The sequence below is a fragment of the Empedobacter sp. R750 genome, assembly GCF_030324345.1.
Taxonomy (GTDB): domain Bacteria; phylum Bacteroidota; class Bacteroidia; order Flavobacteriales; family Weeksellaceae; genus Empedobacter; species Empedobacter falsenii_C.
The window spans coordinates 87,831-109,031 of the sequence record NZ_JACAGF010000002.1 but is presented as its reverse complement, the minus strand read 5'-3'; the positions used below and the strand labels follow the sequence as shown (position 1 = coordinate 109,031).

The window sequence follows — 21,201 nt, the reverse complement described above, 5'->3', positions numbered from 1 at the left end:
TATAGCTTTTAATAAAAAGAGAGAGACTACCGTTTTCGGTAGTCTTTTTTTTTACAGTTGATGTTAAAATTTTAACTTTTATTTTTATTTTATTAATATGAATAAGCTTTTTTTATATAGGTAGATTTGTTATTATTTTATTCTAATTATCGGTTTTATCAATGTTAATATTGAGTTTTTGTGCTAAATATAATAATGTATAGCTATTTTGTTAAGATGTTGATAAATAAAAAAATATAGATAACTTTTTGGAAATCTTAAAAAAAAGTTAGAGTTTTGTCCAAAATGTTATAAAATATAAAACTATGAGGAGAAGATTAACATCTTTGGGCTTATTAGCTTTCCTAGGATTAGGAACAATGGCTTTTGCTCAAGTTACGGGTGTAGTTAACGATGGTAACAATTTCCCAGAGTCAGACGTTGAGGTTACTGTAAAAGGTACAGATAAAGTTGCGTATACTGACGAAAACGGAAATTTTAATATTGATGCTAAAGTTGGAGATACTTTAATTATCAATGGAAAAGAATTTAAAGTAACATCTACTAATTTAGGAGCTTTAAAATATGCAACTGAATCGAAAGATATTTCATTAGGAGAAGTAACAATTCTTGGAGGTATTAAATTAGATGAAGCTCAAAAAATTGGAGCTTTTCAGACTGTAAAAAAAGAGGATTTTGAAAACACGCCAGTAGCTTCTGTAGATGAGGTATTAAATGGTCGTGTTGCTGGGTTAAATTTTTCAACAGGAGGAGGTCAACCAGGTTCAGCTAATATAATTGCAATTCGTGGAGCGGCATCTTTTGTAGGGACAACAAATCCTTTGTATGTTATTGATGGTGTAATTGTTGGTAAAGGAGCCGATAATGCAGGCTTAATGACTTCATTTAATCCGTTGTCTTCAATTGATCCTAACCAAATAGAGTCTGTAACAGTTCTTAAAGACGCTTCTTCAACAGCTCTTTATGGAGCACGTGGAGCAAATGGTGTTATTGTTGTGACAACAAAAAGAGGAAAATATAATCAGCCAACTAGATTTAATGTTTCGACAGATATGGCGGTTCAGAAAGTTGCTTATGATAAAGCAAATTATATGGATGCTGATGAATTTGTGAAATGGGGAGGATTAACAGTTTATAATAGCCCAACTAAAATGGCTCAGGAAGGTCTTACTACTATGGAAGACGCTATTAATTGGTTTAAAGGTCCTAAATATTTAGAATGGGATGGAGTTACTAATGAAAACTGGAGAAAAGGTATTCAAAGAAATAATTCTACTGTCAAAACATATAATTTCTCTATGATGGGAGGAGGAGAAAATACTTCTTTTAGAGCAGGGATTTCTTACTATGATAACCTTCCTTTGATAATAAACTCTAAGTTTGATCGTTTAAGTGGATCGTTAGCTGTTGATCATAAAGCTTCAGAAAAATTTAAAATGGGAGCTAATATTAACTTTACAACAGTTAAAAATAGAACTTATTTAGATGGAGGAGCATTTTCTAATCCATGGTTAACACAATGGACTACAATTCCAACAACACCTATTTATAATGCAGATGGTTCTTATAATACAGATTTAATAGGTGCTGGAGCTCATAATCCAGTAGCTGTTCAAAAAAATAATTTTATTAAAGGAGCTATCTCTACATTTTTAGCATCAGTTTACGGAACTTATAATTTTACTAAAGAGTTAGCTTTCGATACGCAATTTGGTACTCAATATCAATTACTAGATGAAAAACAATGGTATAGCCCCTATTATGGAGATGGAGTATCTGTTGGAGGTAGATTATATGACTCAAAAAGACAATATTTAGACTGGAACTGGGTAAATACAGCATCTTATAAAAAAGTTTTTGCTGATAGACATGACTTACAACTATACGTAGGAATGGAGTATCAAGAGCATAAAGGTATTTTTAATTTTGCTCATGGAACGACTTTCTTGATTCCTAATCCAATGATGTCTAATGCTGGTAGTATTATAGCAGCTACAGGTTCTAATGTTAAATGGACTCAATATTCATATTTTACACGTTTGAATTATGTATTAGATGGTAAGTATTCATTATCTGGGCAATTTAGACGAGATTCAAACTCTACGTTAGGAATTAATGAGAGACATGGAAATTTCTGGTCTGTTGGTGGTTCTTGGAATATTGCAAGAGAATTTGCAATGACAGGAACAACATTGATGTTAAGAGCAAACTATGGACAATTAGGAAATATCCCTTATGCTGATTCTTGGGGAAATATTTATAATAGTATGACACTTGTTGGAATGGATTCTAGTTTGTATGGTGACACAGCTGGTTTTACTTTAGCAACTGTTGGTAATCAAGATTTGAAATGGGAGGTTACAAAACAATGGAATATTGGATTAGATTATGGGTTTGCTAATAATTTAATTTCTGGTTCTATTGATGTGTATAATAGAAAAACTTCTGATGCAATTTTTCCATTAGCTCTTCCTTCTGACACTCCTTCAACTGTAGGTTCTATAATGACAAATGTTGGGGAAATTACTAATAAAGGTATCGAATTAACATTAACTGCACGTCCTATAAACAATGAGTTTAAATGGTCATTAACAGGTAATTTATCATACAATAAAAGTGAAGTAACAAAGTTACAAGATCCAGAAGGGTTGTATATGGTAGGAGCTTTAAAAGCAGTACAACAAGGTAGACAGTTTGGTGAATATTATACATATGGTTGGGCAGGAGTAGATCCTACAAATGGTAATGCTTTATGGTACACAGACGAAACGAAAACAGCTACTACTAATGATAGATCACAAGCTAAACAATTTTTCCAAGGAAAATCTCCATTCCCATCATTTATGGCAGGGTTAAGATCTGATATGTCTTGGAAAGGTATTACTTTATCTGCATTCTTCTCAGGAGCATTTGATTATTCTGTATTTGATGCATGGCAATCATATTCTATTAATGATGGAGCTTATGGTTACTATAATCAGAATGCAAATTCTTTGTATGATTCGTGGACACCTGAAAATCCTAATGCAAGTAATCCGAAACAAGTATGGGGTAATGCTTCAGCGTCTAGTAGCCCTTCTACAAGATGGTTAAAAGATGGAGATTTTATTCGCTTAAAAGAATTGAAATTAGCATATAGTTTTGGTGATTTGTTAAAAGAATCTAATATTAAGAATTTAACAGTTTATGTAAAAGGACAAAACTTAGTAACTTGGGTATTTGACAAAACTTTGACATTTGATCCAGAATCAAATTCAAATGCTTATGCTTATTCATGGCAAGGGAAAGGTGTTTATGACTATACATCGCCTATTATGAAAAGTTATTCTCTAGGTGTTTCAATTGATTTTTAATAGGTAAATTGATATAAAATGAAAAAAATAAAATATATATTACTAGTTGCTTTTGCAATATCACTTTCGTCTTGTGGAGAAGATTATTTAGACGAAAAGCCTGGGACAGGAATTGAAGTTCCTGCTGGTCAAAATCCAATAAAGGATGAGGCTACGATGAAAAATCTTGTTACAGGTATGTACAATCAATTTAAAAGTGCTGATGCATTTGGTTCAACCATATTAAATGTAGGAAATTTAGTTTCGGACGATGTGTTTGTAAGTGTATCAAATAGTGGGTATTATAGAACTACTGACATGATGACTTGGACTCCATCAGGTTCTGATTTCACTCAATACAATAAATTATATGACGCAATAGGTTTAAGTAATTTTGTTTTGAATGCTAAAATAGAAGAAACTGCTAATGTAAAGAATTATAAAGCACAAGCATATACAGCTCGAGCTTTAGCTTTATTCTATTTAGTTAACTTTTATTCTGCTAATCCAACATCTGGTTTGAATCAAAATTTAGGAATTCCTGTTTATACAGGAGAATTCGATCAATTTGGAAAATATCCAAGAAAAACGGTTAATGAAGTTTATGATCAAATTATTTCAGATTTAAATGCTGCAACAGCTAGTACTTTTGCAGGTGCAAATAAAGGTTACTTTTCTACAACTGCTGCTCAGTTAATTTTAGCTAAAGTTTATTTAACAAGAGGTCAATCTGGTGATTACCAAAAAGCAATAGAGCATGCTGATAAAGCTTTAGCAGCTGGTGGAGCAACAAACCTAATTAAGAAAGATAAACTTGTTAATTATTTTTATCCAACATTAAAAACAGATAATGATAATCAAGGAGAAACAGTTTGGGAACTTAATATGTCAGAGAAATCAAACTTAGGAGTTAATGTTTCAATGGGTGTATTGTATGATCCTTCAAGCTCAAGAAGATCTCAATATGTGAGAGCTAGTTTATATGATAAATATGACGCAACAGACATACGTAAATCATTATTTACTAAAAGTACTGTAACTGCAGATAGTCCTACTGGATATGCAATTAAAAAGTATAAGTGGACTGTTTCAGATCAAGGAGTTAATAAACCTAACGTTGCTAACATTAGAATATTCAGATTAACTGATGCATTGTTTGTAAAATGGGAAGCAATGGCTAAATCTGGTCAAGGAGCAGCAGTATTGACTGAAGTTAATGCTTTTGCTGCTGAAAGAGGGGCTACTACAACATATACGGGGGATGCTTTAACTGCAGTGTTGAATGAAAAACGTAAAGAGTTCGTTGGTGAAGGACAACGTTATTTCGATTTAAAACGTAATAATTTAGATTTAGTAAAAGGAACTAATTGCTCTGGGGCAAATTGTACAGTTTCTGCAACAAATAAATTATTTGTTTTACCGATTCCAACTTCTTCAACTAATATCAATACAGAAATGGTTCAATATCCAGGTTGGGGAAATTAATTTTGATATAATTAAATTTATCATAAACAAAAACCTCGAAGCTTGCTTCGAGGTTTTTTTTATGTCAATCTTTTAATTAATATTTCCAATAAACTTCCAAGCTCTAATTTCCGCCCAAGAATGTTTATTGTTTTCTAACGGAAAGCCACAATGTCCACCGTATTTTGGCATTTCAAACGTGCAGAATTCATGTTTTTTAAAACGTTCGATAGGATAACAATCATCCCCTAAAAAAGGATCATTAGCAGCGTTAACAATCAAACAGGGTGTTTTTATATGGTCCAAAACAGTTGCAGGAGAAGCTTTGTGGTAATAATCTTCTTTACTGCTATAACCATGCATTGGCGCAGTAAAATAAGCATCAATTTCATCAAAAGTTTTGATTTTATCAATCATTTCCTCATTTAACTTTCCAGGGAATTGTTTAGCTTTTGCTTTAAATTTTGGAACAAGTGTTCGCTTAAAATTTTTAAAATAGACTGTATTTGGAAACTTTTTTAAAGTATCTGAACTTGATTTTAAAGAAATTGGTGCAGAAAAAACTACAGCAGATTTTATCTTGTTCGAAACTTCATAACTTCCAAGATAATTCAAAATTAATGCGCCGCCCATCGAGTAACCAATCAAAGAAATTTCTTGATAATTTTCTTTCAACGCTTTTTCTACAACTCTGTGTACATCGTCAATCGAACCATGATGATAAAGTCTGCAAGTTTTGTTCATTTCGCCTCCACAAGAACGATGATTCCAAGCTAGAATATTAAATCCTTTATCATAAAAATAATCTGAACACGAATTAAGATACGTTCGTTTCGAATCGCCTTCTAATCCGTGAAAAAGTATAACTAATTTGTCTTTATTATTTTGAAATCGCCAATCCAAATTCAGAAAATCACCATCATCGGTTTCCATTTTTTCTCTTGTGTAATCTGGAACAGGGTATTTCTTGAATTTCGCCGGAAAAATGGTAGAAAGATGTGCATTTCTGTTGATGAAATTAGGTGTAAGGTAAGTAGAATGTTCGATGTAAGGCATTTAAAATATTTTTACGTCAACTAAAAAATCCTTTTTAATTTCTTCATTTATATTAGCTAAAATCTTCGATTTTCCCATCAATAATTCTTGTCGCATGGCAGGAGAATTAATTTTTACATACAAAACTCTTTGTCTTACTTCAACTCGGTCCGTATATTTCTCGAAAAACTTTCCCATCACCGTTTGCCAAGCCTCTTCTGCTTTCACTTCCCAAATCAATTCTTCCTTTCCACTTTGTTTAATAAAATGCTCCAAAGCTTGACCAAGCGTTTGCTGATTACTTCTTTTTTCGTACTTTTTCATAAACGGAAAACTTTACTTTCAGAATTAATTTGTTTAATGATTTGCTCTGTTCTTTCGGGATGTGTATCGGTGATAAAAATTTGACCAAATCGTTCTTCGTTCACTAATTTAATCAATTGTGTTACACGATGTTCGTCCAATTTATCAAAAATATCGTCTAATAATAATAAAGGAGTAATATTTAAGGATGATTTGATAACTTCTAATTGTGCTAATTTCAAAGCAATTAAGTACGATTTTTGTTGACCTTGCGAACCAAATTTCTTGATTGGATAATTGGTAATCGTAAACAATAAATCATCTTTATGAATTCCAACAGTCGAGTATTGTGCCGAACGATCTTTGTACAAAGCTTCTTTCAGAACCGTTTCAAAAGGTGCGTCATTAAGCTGAGAAACATATTCGATGTTCACTTTTTCTCGACCTTCCGAAATTTCATTGTAATATTTTAGGAAAGCATCCAAAAAAGTTTGAATAAATTCTTTTCTAACTTCATATATTTTTTTTCCTAAATGAATCAATTCTTCATCATAAATTTCCAAAGAAGTTGAATCAAATGTATTATTTGCAGCAAAGTATTTTAGTAACGCATTTCGTTGGACTAAAACTTTATTGTATCGCATCAAATCAGCTAAATATTGCTTATTCGACTGCGAAATAATATTGTCCAAAAATTTGCGTCGAACTTCGCTTCCTTCTTTGATTAAATCGTTGTCATAAGGCGAAATCATCACCAGAGGATATTGCCCAATGTGATCAGAAATACGATCATACGATTTCGAATTTCGTTTTAGTTGTTTGGGCTGACCAGAACGAACCAAGCAAAAAATCACATCATCAGATTCGTTTCGATCAAAAGTTCCTTCTAAGGTAAAAAAATCGCAATCGAATTGAATATTCATCGCATCCGAATGATTCAGATACGATTTACTTAAAGCCAAATAGTGAATAGCGTCCAAAACATTGGTTTTGCCCTTTCCATTTTGTCCTACAAATGCATTAATTTTTGGTGAAAATTCGAAATTATTTTCATCAAAATTCTTGAATTGTCGCGCTTTAAGTTCTTTCAAATACATAAAAGCAAAATTACGATATTAATTAAGATTTACGTTTGAAGAAGTTTGATTTATGATTTTTTATAATGATTTTCAATCCTAAAACAATGATTTTGAAACAAAATGTCGAGTTAAAAATCAAAATGATGTATTTTTGCATCTTTAAAAGAAAGATTTAGAAAAATGGCAATTCAAAAACCATCGATTCCAAAAGGGACAAGAGATTTCTCGCCTTTAGAAGTGAATCGTCGTCAATATATTATCAACACGATTAAAAAACAATTCGTGTTATTCGGATTCTCTCCAATCGAAACTCCATCATTCGAAAATTTATCAACTTTAACAGGTAAATACGGAGAAGAAGGAGATCGATTAATTTTCAAGATTTTGAATTCTGGAGATTATTTAGCAAAAGTTGATGAGCAATTGTTAACAGATAGAAATAGTCAAAAAGTAATTGCGCAAATCTCTGAAAAAGCATTGCGTTATGATTTAACCGTGCCTTTTGCGCGTTATGTGGTACAACATCAGAATGAGATTACATTTCCTTTCAAACGTTACCAAATTCAACCAGTTTGGCGTGCCGATCGTCCTCAAAAAGGTCGTTTTCGTGAATTTTTTCAATGTGATGCAGATGTTGTAGGTTCGGATTCGTTGTTACAAGAGGTTGATTTTGTACAATTATATGATTCGGTTTTTACAGAATTAAAAACACCAGTTGAGATTCATATTAATAACCGTAAAATTTTATCAGGTTTAGCAGAAGTAGCAGATATTTCGGTTCAATTGATTGATTTTACTGTGGCTTTAGATAAGTTGGACAAAATTGGTGAAGAAGCGGTGAAAGAAGAAATGCGTGGAAAAGGAATTTCTGATTCTGCGATCGAAATTTTATCACCTTTGTTCTCAATGAATGGAGATTATAAAACACAATTTGCTCAATTAAAAGAAATTTTAAAATCGTCGGAAACAGGATTAAAAGGAATCGAAGAATTAGAATTTGTTTTTGAAAACACAACAACTATTGGTTTACAATCTGCTGAATTAGTTTTGAACTTAACTTTAGCGCGTGGTTTAGATTATTATACAGGAGCTATTTTCGAAGTGAAAGCGAAAATCGGAGAATTCTCTTCATCAATTGGTGGAGGAGGTCGCTACGATGATTTGACAGGAATTTTCGGATTGAAAGATATTTCTGGAGTTGGAATTTCTTTTGGATTAGATCGTACGTATTTAGTTTTAGAAGAAAATAATTTATTCCCAGCTTTAGAAGATTCAACAAATATTCAAGCGTTGTTCATTAATTTCGGAACGAAAGAAGCTACTGAAGCAATGAAATTGGTGAAACAATTACGCCTAAGCGGAATTAATACAGAGGTTTATCCTGATGATTCAAAAATGAAAAAACAAATGGGATATGCTGATAAAAAAGGAATTAAGAAAGTAATTCTTTTGGGTGAGAAAGAAATTGCAGAGCAAAAAGCGACTGTAAAAGATATGATTTCGGGAGAACAAACTGAAGTTGCTTTTGCTGATTTGGCTAATGCGTTATAGATTTTGGAAAGAATCTAATTGTATTTGTTTAATATATAACAAGTTAAATAAGGTTTAGATACAAAATAATAAATAGGCATTATGCCTTAATTCAAATCTATTCAATATATTTGCAAACTATTTAATCAAGAATATAAAATGAGTTTATTAACAGTTGGTACAGTTGCCTTTGATAAATTAGAATCTCCTTTTGGGAAAACAGATAAAATCTTAGGTGGTGCCGCTACATATATCGGTATGGCGTCTTCTTTATTGGGCGTGGATACAGCAATCGTTTCAGTTGTTGGTGGAGATTTTCCACAAGAATACATCGATTTATTAATTTCAAAAGGAATTAATTTAGATGGTTTAGAAATCGTAAAAGAAGGAAAAACATTCTTTTGGGAAGGTAAATACCACAACGATTTGAACACACGTGATACGTTAGCAACAGAATTGAATGTTTTAGAAACTTTCAATCCAGTTGTTCCTCAAGATCGCAAATCTCCAGACGTTTTGATGTTAGGAAACTTACATCCATTGGTACAAAAAGGAGTGTTGACACAATTAGAAAAGCGTCCAGGTTTGGTTGTTTTAGATACAATGAACTTTTGGATGGATTGTGCTTGGAACGAGTTGATGGATGTGATCAAAGATGTTGATGTAATTTCTATTAATGACGAAGAAGCGCGTCAAATGTCAGGTGAATATAGTTTAGTGAAAGCGGCTAAAAAAATTATGACATTCGGACCAAAAACTGTTATCATCAAAAAAGGTGAACACGGAGCTTTATTATTCCAAGAAGAACAAGTTTTCTTTGCACCAGCTTTACCATTAGAAGATGTTTTCGATCCAACAGGAGCAGGAGATACATTTGCAGGTGGTTTCTCTGGATACTTAGCAAAAACAAACGATTTCTCTTTCGATAATATGAAACGTGCAATTGTTTATGGATCTGCGTTAGCATCTGTAACATGTGAAAAATTCGGTACTGAATCATTAGGTGATTTAACACGTGATGGTTTAGCTGAACGCTTGAAAGCATTCAAAAAATTAATGGATTTCTCAATTAATTTATAAGAGAATTATTCATCAAAATATTTAACCTCGAGAACTTCTCGAGGTTTTTTTATGGATTAATTTTTGTGTAAATTGAATTAATAAATTTTAATCATGAAAAACAAAATTATACATCTTCTCATATTAGCATTTTCCTCTTTACTTTCTGGAATAATGATTTCGAAAATGTCATTTATCGGAAAAGTTGGAATCACAATTATTTACAACGAATATACGATCCTGAAATCGTGGTGGAAAACAGCCTTGTTATTATTTGTCATACAAGCTGTTATTTTTATTGTATTATCCATTTGGAATGAGAAAACAACGAAACGTTTTAAACGTTTGTTATTGCCTCTCATTTTCCTTTTTATGGGAATTATTGGATTAATTTATTGCTATTACGATTTTACTGAAACCTCACATCGTTTATTGAAAAAGACGTTCCATTTCGGATTTTATATTTTTTGGTTTACATGGTTTGGGAATTGTATATTCTTTATGACAAAAAAATCTCAAAAAGTAGAAGAAATTCCACAAGAAACAGAAGTGTATTAAAATAAAAAAGCTCATCAAATTTTGATGAGCTTTTGCTTTTGTGACCGAGACAGGATTCAAACCTGTAACCTCTTGAGCCGTAATCAAGTGCGCTATTCAGTTGCGCCACTCGGCCATTCCTGATAAGAAACTATTGTTCTTATTTTGGACTGCAAATATAAAGACTATTTTTGAATCTGCAAATATTTTTCAAATAAAATTATCCTCGATCTCTGTCTGTAATTAACATCAAGATAAAACTTAATACAAAAAGTGTATCATTTTCAGATGATTGATATTGATTTAATTTAAATTTTCGTCCAAAGAATGAAGGTTCTTTTGACACTTCCATCATTTCTCCTCCTTGTAAATCAGTTAAAACATATTTTGGATTGAAAATATAACCAGAGAAAAATCCTACAACGGGAATTTCGCCAACAAATCCGTCCATCATGCGCGTAAAACCACTACGTTCGTTGATTGTAAATAAATGATTATTATTTGCGTCGTAAATATGAAAAGTCGCTTTCCAAAAGGATTTGAAAGTTTTTCGTTTTGCTTTACCAACAATATTTCCGTTCGCATCTGTAATGGTAAAAGTTTGTTGAAAATCGATGATTTTATTCGAACGAAGTTGAAAAAGTTCTTCTTTTTTCGATGAATCACGGTAGATTTTAATCACGTCTCGCCACGAAAGAATTTTTTCGCGTACATAAAACACAGGTTGATTATTAGCGTCCGTTACAGAAAAATCATTGGAAAAAGTTGCAATATGAAACTTTATATCAAGCGGAAATTTTAGGTTGTTTAAATTCATAAGTGTTGAGTAATTTTTATCAAAAATAGATTTTTTTTCGACATAAAAAAAGGTTCAGAATTTCTGAACCTTAAGTTTATAAATATTCTCTTACTTCATCTAAATGTGTAATAGTAGGAACATCATCCATCGAAAAATTATCATCTAATCGATCAAAGAAAATAGCCGACATTCCGAAAGCTTTTGCACCAACAGCATCTGCAATCCAATCATCTCCAATATAAATAGATTCATCCTTTTTTGCACCAGATTTTTCCATTGCCAAAGAAAAAATACGAGGATCAGGTTTCAAGATTTTGATTTCGTCTGCATAAGTCACCGTATCAAAATAACCATTTAATTCTGATGTTTCAATTTTACGTTTCGAAACTTCGATAAAACCATTTGTGATAATATGTAGTTTATATTTTGGCTTCAAATAATCCAATAATTCCATCGCGCCATCCACGACTTCATTATAATTGGTAATCGTTTCCATGTATTCTTCTTCAAAAATCTTTGCTAAAGCATCATTATCAATTCCAAGATTATCGAAAGCTTCTTTGAAACGACGTGCACGTAATTCTTCTTTTGTAATTTTTTTGTCACGAATCAAAGCCCAAAGTCCTTCATTGCTATCGTGATAGAATGGATGAAATTCCTCGAATGTAAAACCATATCTATTTTCTACATCATACTTTTTGTAAAGCTCATCTAGCGCGAATTTTGCATTTTTTCTGAAATCCCAAAGTGTGTTATCAAGATCGAAAAAAACGTGTTTTATTGTGTTCATAAATGCAAAGCTAAGGATTTTATGTAGATTTGCTGATGAAGAAAATATCAATTGAAAGCGAAGTTAGAAAAATTTAAAACGAAGAATGCCAAAGGTGTTTTGTCTTTGTTGGCAGGTAACACAATTGCGCAAGTGATTATGTTTATTGGCGGAATTATTTTGGCTCGAATTTATGGTCCAGAAGCGTCGGGAACGTATAATGCTTTTTTGAGTTTTGTGGCGATTCTAGCTATTTTGACAACATTTCGTTTAGAGAATATTTTCGTGATTTCGAAATCATCAAAAGCGATTCGAAATTTGTTCACAACCTTATTATTAGTGAGTAGTATTGTAACGATTTTATTCTTTTTGGGTTATGCTATTTTAGAAGAAATTTTCACATTCAAAACTTCCTTATTTATTGTTTTCTTAAGTTGTATTGCAGGATTATTTACAGCTTGGAATAATGTTCAAAATACATTGTTTACGAAGTATAAATTATTCAAAAGTATTTCGACAGGATTTGTGATTAATGCGCTGTTTTCGGTTTTTTTTCAGTTCATTTTTTATTGGATGGGTTACAAAGAAACAGGATTGATTTATGGAACAATTTTCGGAACAGTTTTGTCTTGTGCATACTATTTTTCAATTACAAAAGGACGATTTTCTTCGATTGATTTTGGTTTGGCTAAACGAACAATTTCTAAGAACAAAGAAATCATAAAATATACATTACCCTCAGAATCGTTGAATGCAATTGCGAACAATTTGCTCCCCATTATGATCGCGATTTATTTTATGAAAGAAGATGTAGCTTTTGTAGGAAATTCAGCTAAAATTTTGGTTGTTCCTTTGACATTACTTTCCAATTCGATGTCGAAAGTTTTCTTTCAGAAATCTGCTGCAATGATTGATCATCGTTCGCATCAATTATATGATTTATCGAAAAAAGTGGTGCTGTACAACGTTGGAGCAATTGCTGTTTTTCTTTTGTTGATGAATTGTATCGGAATTTTTATTCTCGAGTGGATGCTTGGACCAGAATGGAGAGGTTTACATATTATGACATGGATACTTTCATTTTGGATTTTGTGTCGTTCTGCAATGAATCCTATTCAGCAAATTGTTGTGGTGATTAAGAAAAATCATTACGCACTATACTTCAATATTTATTTGGTTTTCGTCACATTGATTACTTGTGTGATTGGCGGACTAAATAAAAACATACTTTTGACGTTATCCCTATATTCTTTCTTTGCGGGAATGGGCTATTTGGTTCAACTTTACTTTGTAATGAAAGAGCTGAAACGTTATAAAAAGTAGCAAATGTGCGGAATTTCTGGTATTTTTTCTAAAAATAAGTTAAGCGGTTCATCGATTCTAAATTCTTTAAAATCGATCAAACATCGTGGTCCGAATAATACCATTCATACCAGTTTTTTTGATAAAGAAATTCATTTTTATTCAAGTCAATTATCTGATAAACGAACACAATTTGATTTAAGAAATTCGGATGGAATACAAGCAAATAATTGGATAGGTTTTAATCGTCTATCTATTATTGATTTGTCAAATAATGGGATGCAACCATTTTACGATAACGACGCGAAAATTTCGTTTATGATGAATGGAGAAGTTTATAATTTTAAAGAACTTCGAAATGAATTTTTAAGCGATGTGGATTTTATTTCCGATTCAGATTCTGAAGTTGCTTTTCAATTGTATCTAAAGCTTGGAATCGATTTTGTGCAATATTTGCGTGGAATGTTTGTAATTGTAATCGTTGATTATCAAAAAAATGAAGTAAATATTTGGCGAGATCGTTTTGGAATTAAGCCTTTTTATTATTTTTTAGATGAAGAAAATTTTATTTTCTCTTCAGAAATAGAAGGGATTTTTGCGACAGATTTGGTTCAAAAGGAAATCAATTTTAAACATTTAGCATATACATTTTATCTCAATTCGAGTTTCGCTCCAAATACAATTTATAACAATATTTATTCCTTAGAAGCTGCTACTCAATTAAAAGTTGATTTATCAAATTTTAAATCTGAGAAAAACCAATATTGGCAATTAAATTATCAACCGAATCATCAATTAATTTCTTCAGAAGAATTTTTAAACGATGTAGATAAAGTTGTTAACCTTAGTTCTGTTTCAGATGTGAAGCAAGCAATAATGCTGAGTGGAGGATTAGATTCAGGATTATTGGCGTATATGATAGGGCAGAAAAATTCTGATATTGATGCATTGACAATTTATAACGAATCTGTTCCAGAACAAAATGAGTTAGCTTTTGCAAAAAGTAATGCACTAAATGCAAATTTGAATATCAAAGCGTTTGAGATCGAAAATCAAGTTGATTTACAAACGATAAAAGAATGTTGTTTTGCAGAGGAAGAGCCTAATTCTTCTCCAGAACCGGCTTATTTTTTAACGAAAAAAGCGAAACAAAATAATTATACCGTTTTGCATAATGCACTTGGATTGGACGAATTATTTTATGGTTACGGTTATTACAATCAAGCCAAAAAATTAGAAAAATATCAAGCGTTTTTATGGAAATCATTTCGATATTTTCTTACAGGATCGAAGAGAAATAAATACGAAGAAATCTCTACGTTTGGCTTAGAAGCTACACCTTTTATTATGAGAAGTTTTTCTTCTTGGAAAGCTATTCAACAATTATTTTCGATGCATGGAAGTGCTGATTGGGAACATCCAATTTCGGTTTTGATGAATAAGGTAAAATCTACAAATATCAATTTTGAGAAAATGCCTTTGTTAAAGAAAATCTCTTATTTGGATTTTTATTATTATATCAGTTCTCATCATTCGTTGCGAACAGATTCACCAGCGATGAAAAACGAAATCGAAATGCGTTTTCCGTATTTGGATCATTTATTTGTTCAGAAATATTTTAATTGTTCATTTTTAGATCAAGATTTATCAAAAGAAAACAATAAGTCTTTTCTACGAAAAAATGTGCAAACTATTTTACCAAAAGATGTGCTTTCTATGAAAAAAAAAGGATTTTCTATGCCTACTTCAAAATGGTTAGAAAGTGTTAATTTAGAACAAGATTTTCCTGAATTAAAGACTTATTTTGGAGAAAATTATAAAAATTGGATAGATCATCCTTCAAAAAAATGGTTTTTAATTTCTACGAGCTTATTAATGAAAAAGAAATGAAACAGACATATACAATCGTTTTTTTAGCAGATTTACATACTTTATACGATGACAGAATATATTGGAAACAGGCTATATCTTTAGTTAAAAATGGGTATAATGTTCATTATATTACGATTGGAGATGTTAGTGGAAAAGGAATCACAAAGGAAGGAATTCATTATCTACAATTGAAACGTAAAAAGTATTTACCAACTTTATTGTTGAATTATTTTTTCAAAAGGCTTTCGTTTGTGAAAACAGAATATGATGAAGCTTTAGAATATTGTCAGTCAATAAAAGCAGATCTCTATCATATTCATGATGCAAGAATAAATAGGATTTTAGGGGATTTAAAAAAAATAGGAAATAATCCTAAATTTATCTACGATGGACGGGAGCCTTTGGATAAAAATATGAAAGATTATCGTTTTAAGGATTCAAAAATACCTAAAATAATCACAAATACTTATGCAGATTATATTCAAAATTGGGAATATAAAAAGGTAAAAGATTATGATTATATTTTTACAGTAGATGATGGATTATATAATCGTTTTAAGAAGAATGTCCCGAATGTTCCGATAAAAATAATGTATAACTTTACAAATCTTAAGGATCAACGTAAACATTTAACTTACGAAGATAAAATATATGATGCAGCATATGTAGGAGGTTTATCTGAAATGAGAGGAGCTTTGGTTGCTTTGAAATCTACTAAATATATCGTTGAGAAATTGCCAGATTATAAATTGCTTTTTCTTGGGCAAGTGTATGATAAAAAATTTGAATTTGAGATAAAGCAATTTATCCAACAAAATAATTTAGAAAAAAATGTAATTTTAAAAGATTTTGTTCCTCATCAAGAAGTTTCAGATTATTTTAATCAAATAAAAATAGGTTTAAATCCTCTGCTTTTTGCTAAAACCCATGAAGAAATTATTCAGATTAAATTATTTGAATACATGAATTTTGGAATTCCGATTATTACAAGCAATTTTGGTTATATGAAAAAATATGTGCTGGAAAATAATGTTGGAATTGCGATTGAACCAAATGATGAAAAATTATTAGCCAATACAATTTTAGATTTGTTAAATGATCGAAAAGCTTTTGATGAATTTGCAAAGAATGGAATAAAGGCTGTTGATGAAAGATATAATTGGGATATTATGGAAGAAATGTTATTAGAAACATATCAATTTTTGTTAAATGAAAAGCAATAGTTCCTTTCTTTAATTGAATTTTTAATTATCATTTATTTTAAAAAAATATGAATAATTCTAAAAACGTTTTTTTTCGGGATACGTTTTGGTATTTATTAGGAATGATAATACCAATGGGAATTAATGTCATAAAAACACCAATTTTTACACGACATTATTCTGCTGAAGATTACGGATATTTAGGATTAGTTATGGGGATATTTTTATATATATCTACTGTTTCCTATTCATGGTTATCAAGCTGTATTTGGCGGTTTTATAATTCATTTGAAAGAAAGAAAATTTTAAATAAATTCTATTCAAATCTTCTTTTTTTATATCTGATTTCGAGCGTGGTGATGCTTCTATGTTCTTTAATGTTTATTGCATTTTATCACTCACCTTCTTTGGTTTATAAGTTAATCATACTTAGCTTTTTTCATTTTGTTTTGAAAGAATTGTTAGGATTATTTTATGTGATTTTGAGAATAAAAGGCTATGCAAAGCTCAATAATATTTTGTTGATAACGCAAGTTGTATTCAGTTTTATAGTTTTATTATTTTCTGCATTTATTTTAGATTTTGATATCACTTCATTGATTAGTAGTTCTATTATTATAGATTTAATCTTTGTTGTTGGAATTGGATTTTATCTGATCTATCATAAAAAAATACAAAGTCTGAACCTTAATTTAGTTAGAATGCGATATTTAAAAATATTTCTAAATTTTGGTTCGTTTGTTCTTATTTCAAGTATAATAACTTTATTGTTAGTTTCAAGCGATCGATATATTTTGGCCATGTATGATAATATGCGAAATGTAGGTATTTACACCAAAGTTTATGATATTGCACAAATCTCTATTACAGCGTTTGTTTTTGTATTTTTTAGTGTTATTAATCCTAAAATGAACAAAGAATTATCTCATAATATAAATGAAGCAGACAATTTACTTCAAAAGTATTTATTTGGTTATATTTTTACTTTATTGCCGATTACGTTTTTAATTTCTATTTTTTCTAAAGAAATCTCAGAAATTCTTTTAGGAGAAGAGTTTAGAAACGGCTACATTATCATGCCTTATGTTTTTTTTAGTGCGTTTATTTATGGAATAATTACGATTAACCAAAACAAATTAAAATTCAGAAATAAATTAAAAACAATCGTTCAAATATTAATTATTTGTTTAATTATTAATGTTATATTAAACTTTCTTGTTGTTCCGACTTATGGATACATTGGAGCTGCAATTACAACATTAATAAGTTATGTTGTGATGCTATGTTTGTTCTTTTATAAGGAATCAATAGGCTTTTTTAAACAAAAAAAATATATTAAATCTATTGCAGAGCAGTTGATAGTTTTAATTTTAATGTTCGGTATTGATCAAGTTTTTAGAAGAATAATTGATTTTAATATATGGATTGCAATTTTAGAAGGAATTGTTTTTGTTGTCTTAATAGGTTTAATTTTCCGTAAAAAATATCAATCATTAGATATGCCTATTTGATTTTTACGATAGAACTATTTTTCTTGTTGATATACTCATTAAATTCTTTTCCATTTGGATAAATTAATTTTCCATTTTTTTCGAAAATTAACTTTGAATTATTTCCGAAGATTACTTTTGCTTTTGGAGCTAAAATTACTGGTTCTGAAATTGTTAAGATTACATTGTTCTCAATTTTTAAATTTGAATAAAAACGTAGTGTTTTATCCCAATTTGTATTTTCATTGATTAAAAATGTATTTCCTAAAAAAGAATCTTCTGTTACAAATTGAATTAAATTAGTCTCTCTAAGATTTTTATGAGCCTTTAAAATTTCTGTTGGTTGAAGATAATTTTTAGGATCCGAACCAACTTGAGACATTATAGAAAATTTGCACGCATTTGTATTGTGGTATTCATTACTATGATTTAAACCAAGGCTATGTCCAATTTCGTGAGCTAATCCTCGAGCATCTCCTAAATCCCATGACATTGTTTCTTCAACCGTTTTATTAAAACGAATGGGATCTTGAAATCGATGAGAAAGATATTTTAAATATCGGTTAGGGATATGAATGCTAATACTTTGTGATAAGTTACTACTTGGGGATTCTGCTGCTGCAACTTCTTTTAAATCAAAATCTTTGCTTTTTACTTTATATAAACGATCATAATTATCTGCATCCATTGTTAGATATACATTTATTCCTTTAGGCATTGTAGCGTCTTGAGAAATTTTATCATCTATATAAGTTAAATACCAACCTCTATACGGTGTAAATCCGTTGTATTTCATATTTTGTAAATCAGCACCACTATTTTTATAATTCCAAGCATAGTTATCTTTAATTTCAATGTAATTATATTTAAAACGAATTTTAGCATCTTGATAAAAATCTTTTCCAGTATAACAGCCATTTAAGTCATTTGGTTGAGTAAATTTGCTCCAAACGTCATTGCTTGCATTCATGAAATTTTCTAAAGCCTGTTTCTCTTCTGGATTTTTTAAATCATAATTTCCCGTTCCATCATCTCGTTTCAGAACAATTACATTTACTTGTAAAGTGATTGGCTGTAAATCATCTGTGATAATAAAATTTTTGATTGTAGATTGGTTTGTAGAACTTACCGAATTTGAAGTTGTTGATTGATTTGGAAAAACTAAACCACCTTGTTGACTACTGCACGAAAAAATAGAAAAACAAAAAATAATATAAAATAACGTTCTCATAAACAATTGATTTGTACGTTAATTTACAACTTTTTTATTTCTTCTTTTGTCATTGTTTTGGATTTTAGATCAATTAATTTTTGACCTGTTTCTTTCATCCATTCAATATCTTCATTTGTTTCTTCATTATTCAAAATAACTTCTAAAATACCTTTATTGTTATTCATCCAAGGAAGCAAATAATAATTTAATCCGTCTTTGTATGCTTTTTGTTGATGAAATTCTTTCCCTTTTGTTGTTTGCATAGCAAGTTGTTTGGCCGAATAATAATAAAGCGGTGTTGAGAAAATAAGAATAGAAATTAATGAAGTGTTCTTCGGAAATTTTGTAATAAAATTGTTTAAACCAATACTTAAAATAATCAAATAGGCTAAATTAAAATTTAAGAAAAAGACATAATTATCGCTAACAGCATAAATAGTAGAAAAACAAAAAACAGGTAAACCGAAAATAATTAAAAAAAGTAATGATTTGTCTTTAATAAAATTTCTAATTGGAATAAAGAATATGGCAAAATTAAGAAACCAAAAATTATAAATAATATAACCTAATGCTTTCATTAAATCTTTTGAATAGCTTACTAAATCTTTCTTTAATGAGTCAGAAACCCATGATTTTTCCGAAGATGATAAAACATTTTTCAGAGATTCGTTATTAATAATTGGATAAATATAAAGCAATGCTAAAAATAGAAAAGGAATAAAAAAATAACTGAAAATTAGTCTGTTTTTAACATTATTTCTAAAAGCCAAGTAGCATAAATAAAAATAAGAAGGAATTAATAGAACACCTTGTACATGAGAAAACAAGCTGACTCCAAGCATTATTCCTGCAAATAAAAGCGTTTTAGATTGTTTATTTTGAACAAATTTTATCGCAAATAAAACGTAAAGTGAAATCCAAATTAAACAAAAAGTGTAAACCTCTATATTTTCAGTGTTTTTCCAAAAAGTAAAGCTAAATCCAAATGCAACTGTACCTAAAAGAGAAATCCAAAGTTTTTTATTTAAGAGTTGAAGAATAGAAAATAAAATATTTAAAACTATTACAGCAGAAATAATATTTACCCAACGTCCAATCTCAATGGTATCTATAAAAGGAAATAATTTGTGAATTAGAATATTGAAGTTGAAATACAAAAAATGAGTTAATGAATATGTTTCATACGTAAATTGATTTCGTTCTATATCCAATATTTTTCCAGCAGCATCACCAAAAGTTATTTTACTAAAACTTCCTAAACGATAAATGATTAAGAAAAATAATGTAAGAAATAAATGGTAAAATTTTTTCACTCTTTTTGTGTTAATGAGATACAATATGTTTTTGTAGTAACTTTTGAATATAGAATTTATAACGATTTTTTTGGACAAAAATTGCAGGATTAGAAATACAATTATCCATCGGAAGTCGCTGAATATTTGTTGAAAATTCATCATCTTTTATTCCAGCTGTACCAAATGTAAAATCGGATTTTATAGTATTAAAAAAGTTTTTAGAAACGCCGTCATCTGTAAAAGGAAAAGAAAAAACTCGATAATCTAAATTAAACTTTTGTTGGATAAAATCTAAACTTTCGTTCGTTTCTAAAAGTTGTTGTGCGAAAGAAATATCGCGATAATAAGGATGATTCATCGAGTGTGCACCAATTGTAAATCCTTGATGAATTAAGGCTTTAATTTCAGCTTCATTCAAATAGATTTCAGCTTCATTTAGTTTTATTTCTTGTTCATTAATTAATTCATCAATTTTTTTAAGATCATGAATAGAATAATTTAAAAGTTCTTTTTTAAGGTTATTGTCTGTAATATTTTCTAAAATGAAAGCAACTTTATACCGATAAAATATTTCTTGATTGTCTATAAAATTCGGATTGATAAAAAAAGTTGCATCTAAATTTCGTTCTTTTAATATTGGTGAAATTATAGAGTAACATTGTTTCAAACCGTCATCAAAACTAAGATGAAAGTAATTTTCTTGAGGAATAGAACCATTTTTTTTGTACAAATCAATTAATTCAATCATAGAAATATTGACATAATTTTTCTGAAAAAAATCTAATTCACGCTGAAATTGATCAATGGATTTTAATGGATATAATTGATCGATATGAATTAATCGTTTATCTGAAACTGTGTGGTAAAAAGGAAATATATTTTTTTTGAATAAATTTAATATCATAAAATAGCAGTCTTAA

Annotated in this window: 17 protein-coding genes and 1 tRNA gene; 9 read left to right on the top strand and 9 right to left on the bottom strand. The window is 29.8% G+C overall.

Features of this window, described 5'->3' with window-relative positions; translation table 11 throughout:
* The first annotated feature begins 305 nt into the window (after nt 1–305).
* Together HXZ74_RS02960 and HXZ74_RS02955 are read left to right on the top strand one after the other, a co-directional pair.
* On the top strand, nt 306–3,353 hold the full coding sequence (locus HXZ74_RS02960; protein ID WP_286473773.1) for a SusC/RagA family TonB-linked outer membrane protein: 3,048 nt from the start codon (nt 306–308) through the stop codon (nt 3,351–3,353).
* Nucleotides 3,354–3,371: 18 nt separating this feature from the next.
* Nucleotides 3,372–4,817 carry a RagB/SusD family nutrient uptake outer membrane protein gene (locus HXZ74_RS02955; protein WP_286473771.1) on the top strand — a complete coding sequence of 482 codons (1,446 nt, stop codon included), beginning with the start codon at nt 3,372–3,374 and terminating at the stop codon, nt 4,815–4,817.
* Nucleotides 4,818–4,889: 72 nt separating this feature from the next.
* On the opposite strand, the gene HXZ74_RS02950 is transcribed toward HXZ74_RS02955, so the two are convergent.
* From HXZ74_RS02950 to recF, 3 genes are read right to left on the bottom strand one after another with little or no spacing between them, the layout of a single operon-like run.
* Nucleotides 4,890–5,852, bottom strand: coding sequence for a YheT family hydrolase (locus HXZ74_RS02950; RefSeq protein ID WP_286473768.1), 963 nt, complete (start codon nt 5,850–5,852; stop codon nt 4,890–4,892).
* Nucleotides 5,853–6,155 carry a DciA family protein gene (locus tag HXZ74_RS02945; RefSeq protein ID WP_180905351.1) on the bottom strand — a complete coding sequence of 101 codons (303 nt, stop codon included), beginning with the start codon at nt 6,153–6,155 and terminating at the stop codon, nt 5,853–5,855.
* Nucleotides 6,152–7,231 carry a DNA replication/repair protein RecF gene (recF, locus tag HXZ74_RS02940; protein WP_280062353.1) on the bottom strand — a complete coding sequence of 360 codons (1,080 nt, stop codon included), beginning with the start codon at nt 7,229–7,231 and terminating at the stop codon, nt 6,152–6,154. The genes HXZ74_RS02945 and recF overlap by 4 nt, the downstream gene beginning before the upstream one ends.
* Before the next feature lie 162 nt (nt 7,232–7,393).
* On the opposite strand from recF, the gene hisS reads away from it, so the two are divergent.
* The 3 genes from hisS to HXZ74_RS02925 all read left to right on the top strand — a co-directional run bounded on the left by hisS (nt 7,394) and on the right by HXZ74_RS02925 (nt 10,360).
* The gene (hisS, locus tag HXZ74_RS02935) at nt 7,394–8,764 is read left to right on the top strand and encodes a histidine--tRNA ligase (protein WP_286473766.1); all 1,371 of its coding nucleotides are present in this window, start codon (nt 7,394–7,396) and stop codon (nt 8,762–8,764) included.
* Nucleotides 8,765–8,902: 138 nt separating this feature from the next.
* Nucleotides 8,903–9,823, top strand: coding sequence for a PfkB family carbohydrate kinase (locus HXZ74_RS02930; RefSeq protein WP_114998038.1), 921 nt, complete (start codon nt 8,903–8,905; stop codon nt 9,821–9,823).
* 93 nt (nt 9,824–9,916) lie between these two features.
* The gene (locus HXZ74_RS02925; RefSeq protein ID WP_260392379.1) at nt 9,917–10,360 is read left to right on the top strand and encodes a hypothetical protein; all 444 of its coding nucleotides are present in this window, start codon (nt 9,917–9,919) and stop codon (nt 10,358–10,360) included.
* A gap of 41 nt (nt 10,361–10,401) precedes the next feature.
* On the opposite strand, the gene HXZ74_RS02920 is transcribed toward HXZ74_RS02925, so the two are convergent.
* The 3 genes from HXZ74_RS02920 to HXZ74_RS02910 all read right to left on the bottom strand — a co-directional run bounded on the left by HXZ74_RS02920 (nt 10,402) and on the right by HXZ74_RS02910 (nt 11,928).
* Nucleotides 10,402–10,475: transfer RNA gene (locus tag HXZ74_RS02920), tRNA-Arg, on the bottom strand.
* An 84-nt stretch (nt 10,476–10,559) separates the two neighbouring features.
* Nucleotides 10,560–11,156 (bottom strand): LURP-one-related family protein, encoded by a 597-nt coding sequence (locus HXZ74_RS02915; protein ID WP_280062352.1) that lies wholly within the window; start codon nt 11,154–11,156, stop codon nt 10,560–10,562.
* A gap of 76 nt (nt 11,157–11,232) precedes the next feature.
* Nucleotides 11,233–11,928: a YjjG family noncanonical pyrimidine nucleotidase gene (locus HXZ74_RS02910; RefSeq protein WP_114998029.1), complete on the bottom strand. Its 696-nt coding sequence runs from the start codon at nt 11,926–11,928 to the stop codon at nt 11,233–11,235.
* Nucleotides 11,929–11,979: 51 nt separating this feature from the next.
* Here HXZ74_RS02910 and HXZ74_RS02905 point away from each other — a divergent pair, with 51 nt between their 5' ends.
* From HXZ74_RS02905 to HXZ74_RS02890, 4 genes are read left to right on the top strand one after another with little or no spacing between them, the layout of a single operon-like run.
* On the top strand, nt 11,980–13,230 hold the full coding sequence (locus HXZ74_RS02905; RefSeq protein WP_038336446.1) for a lipopolysaccharide biosynthesis protein: 1,251 nt from the start codon (nt 11,980–11,982) through the stop codon (nt 13,228–13,230).
* A gap of 3 nt (nt 13,231–13,233) precedes the next feature.
* Nucleotides 13,234–15,099 (top strand): asparagine synthase (glutamine-hydrolyzing), encoded by a 1,866-nt coding sequence (gene asnB, locus HXZ74_RS02900; protein ID WP_280062350.1) that lies wholly within the window; start codon nt 13,234–13,236, stop codon nt 15,097–15,099.
* On the top strand, nt 15,096–16,304 hold the full coding sequence (locus tag HXZ74_RS02895) for a glycosyltransferase (RefSeq protein ID WP_181816252.1): 1,209 nt from the start codon (nt 15,096–15,098) through the stop codon (nt 16,302–16,304). The genes asnB and HXZ74_RS02895 overlap by 4 nt, the downstream gene beginning before the upstream one ends.
* A gap of 47 nt (nt 16,305–16,351) precedes the next feature.
* Entirely contained in the window at nt 16,352–17,794 is a 1,443-nt protein-coding gene (locus tag HXZ74_RS02890) for an oligosaccharide flippase family protein (RefSeq protein ID WP_114998023.1), read from the top strand.
* Here the strand turns inward: HXZ74_RS02890 and HXZ74_RS02885 are convergent.
* Genes HXZ74_RS02885 through HXZ74_RS02875 form a run of 3 tightly spaced genes read right to left on the bottom strand, consistent with a single transcriptional unit; the run spans nt 17,787 to nt 21,185 of the window.
* The gene (locus tag HXZ74_RS02885) at nt 17,787–19,004 is read right to left on the bottom strand and encodes a hypothetical protein (protein WP_038336451.1); all 1,218 of its coding nucleotides are present in this window, start codon (nt 19,002–19,004) and stop codon (nt 17,787–17,789) included. The two genes, HXZ74_RS02890 and HXZ74_RS02885, sit on opposite strands and share 8 nt — an antisense overlap.
* Before the next feature lie 23 nt (nt 19,005–19,027).
* Nucleotides 19,028–20,299 (bottom strand): protein O-mannosyl-transferase family, encoded by a 1,272-nt coding sequence (locus HXZ74_RS02880; protein ID WP_160279605.1) that lies wholly within the window; start codon nt 20,297–20,299, stop codon nt 19,028–19,030.
* Between the two features lie 10 nt (nt 20,300–20,309).
* Entirely contained in the window at nt 20,310–21,185 is an 876-nt protein-coding gene (locus HXZ74_RS02875) for a polysaccharide deacetylase family protein (RefSeq protein WP_286473764.1), read from the bottom strand.
* Between the last annotated feature and the right edge of the window lie 16 nt (nt 21,186–21,201).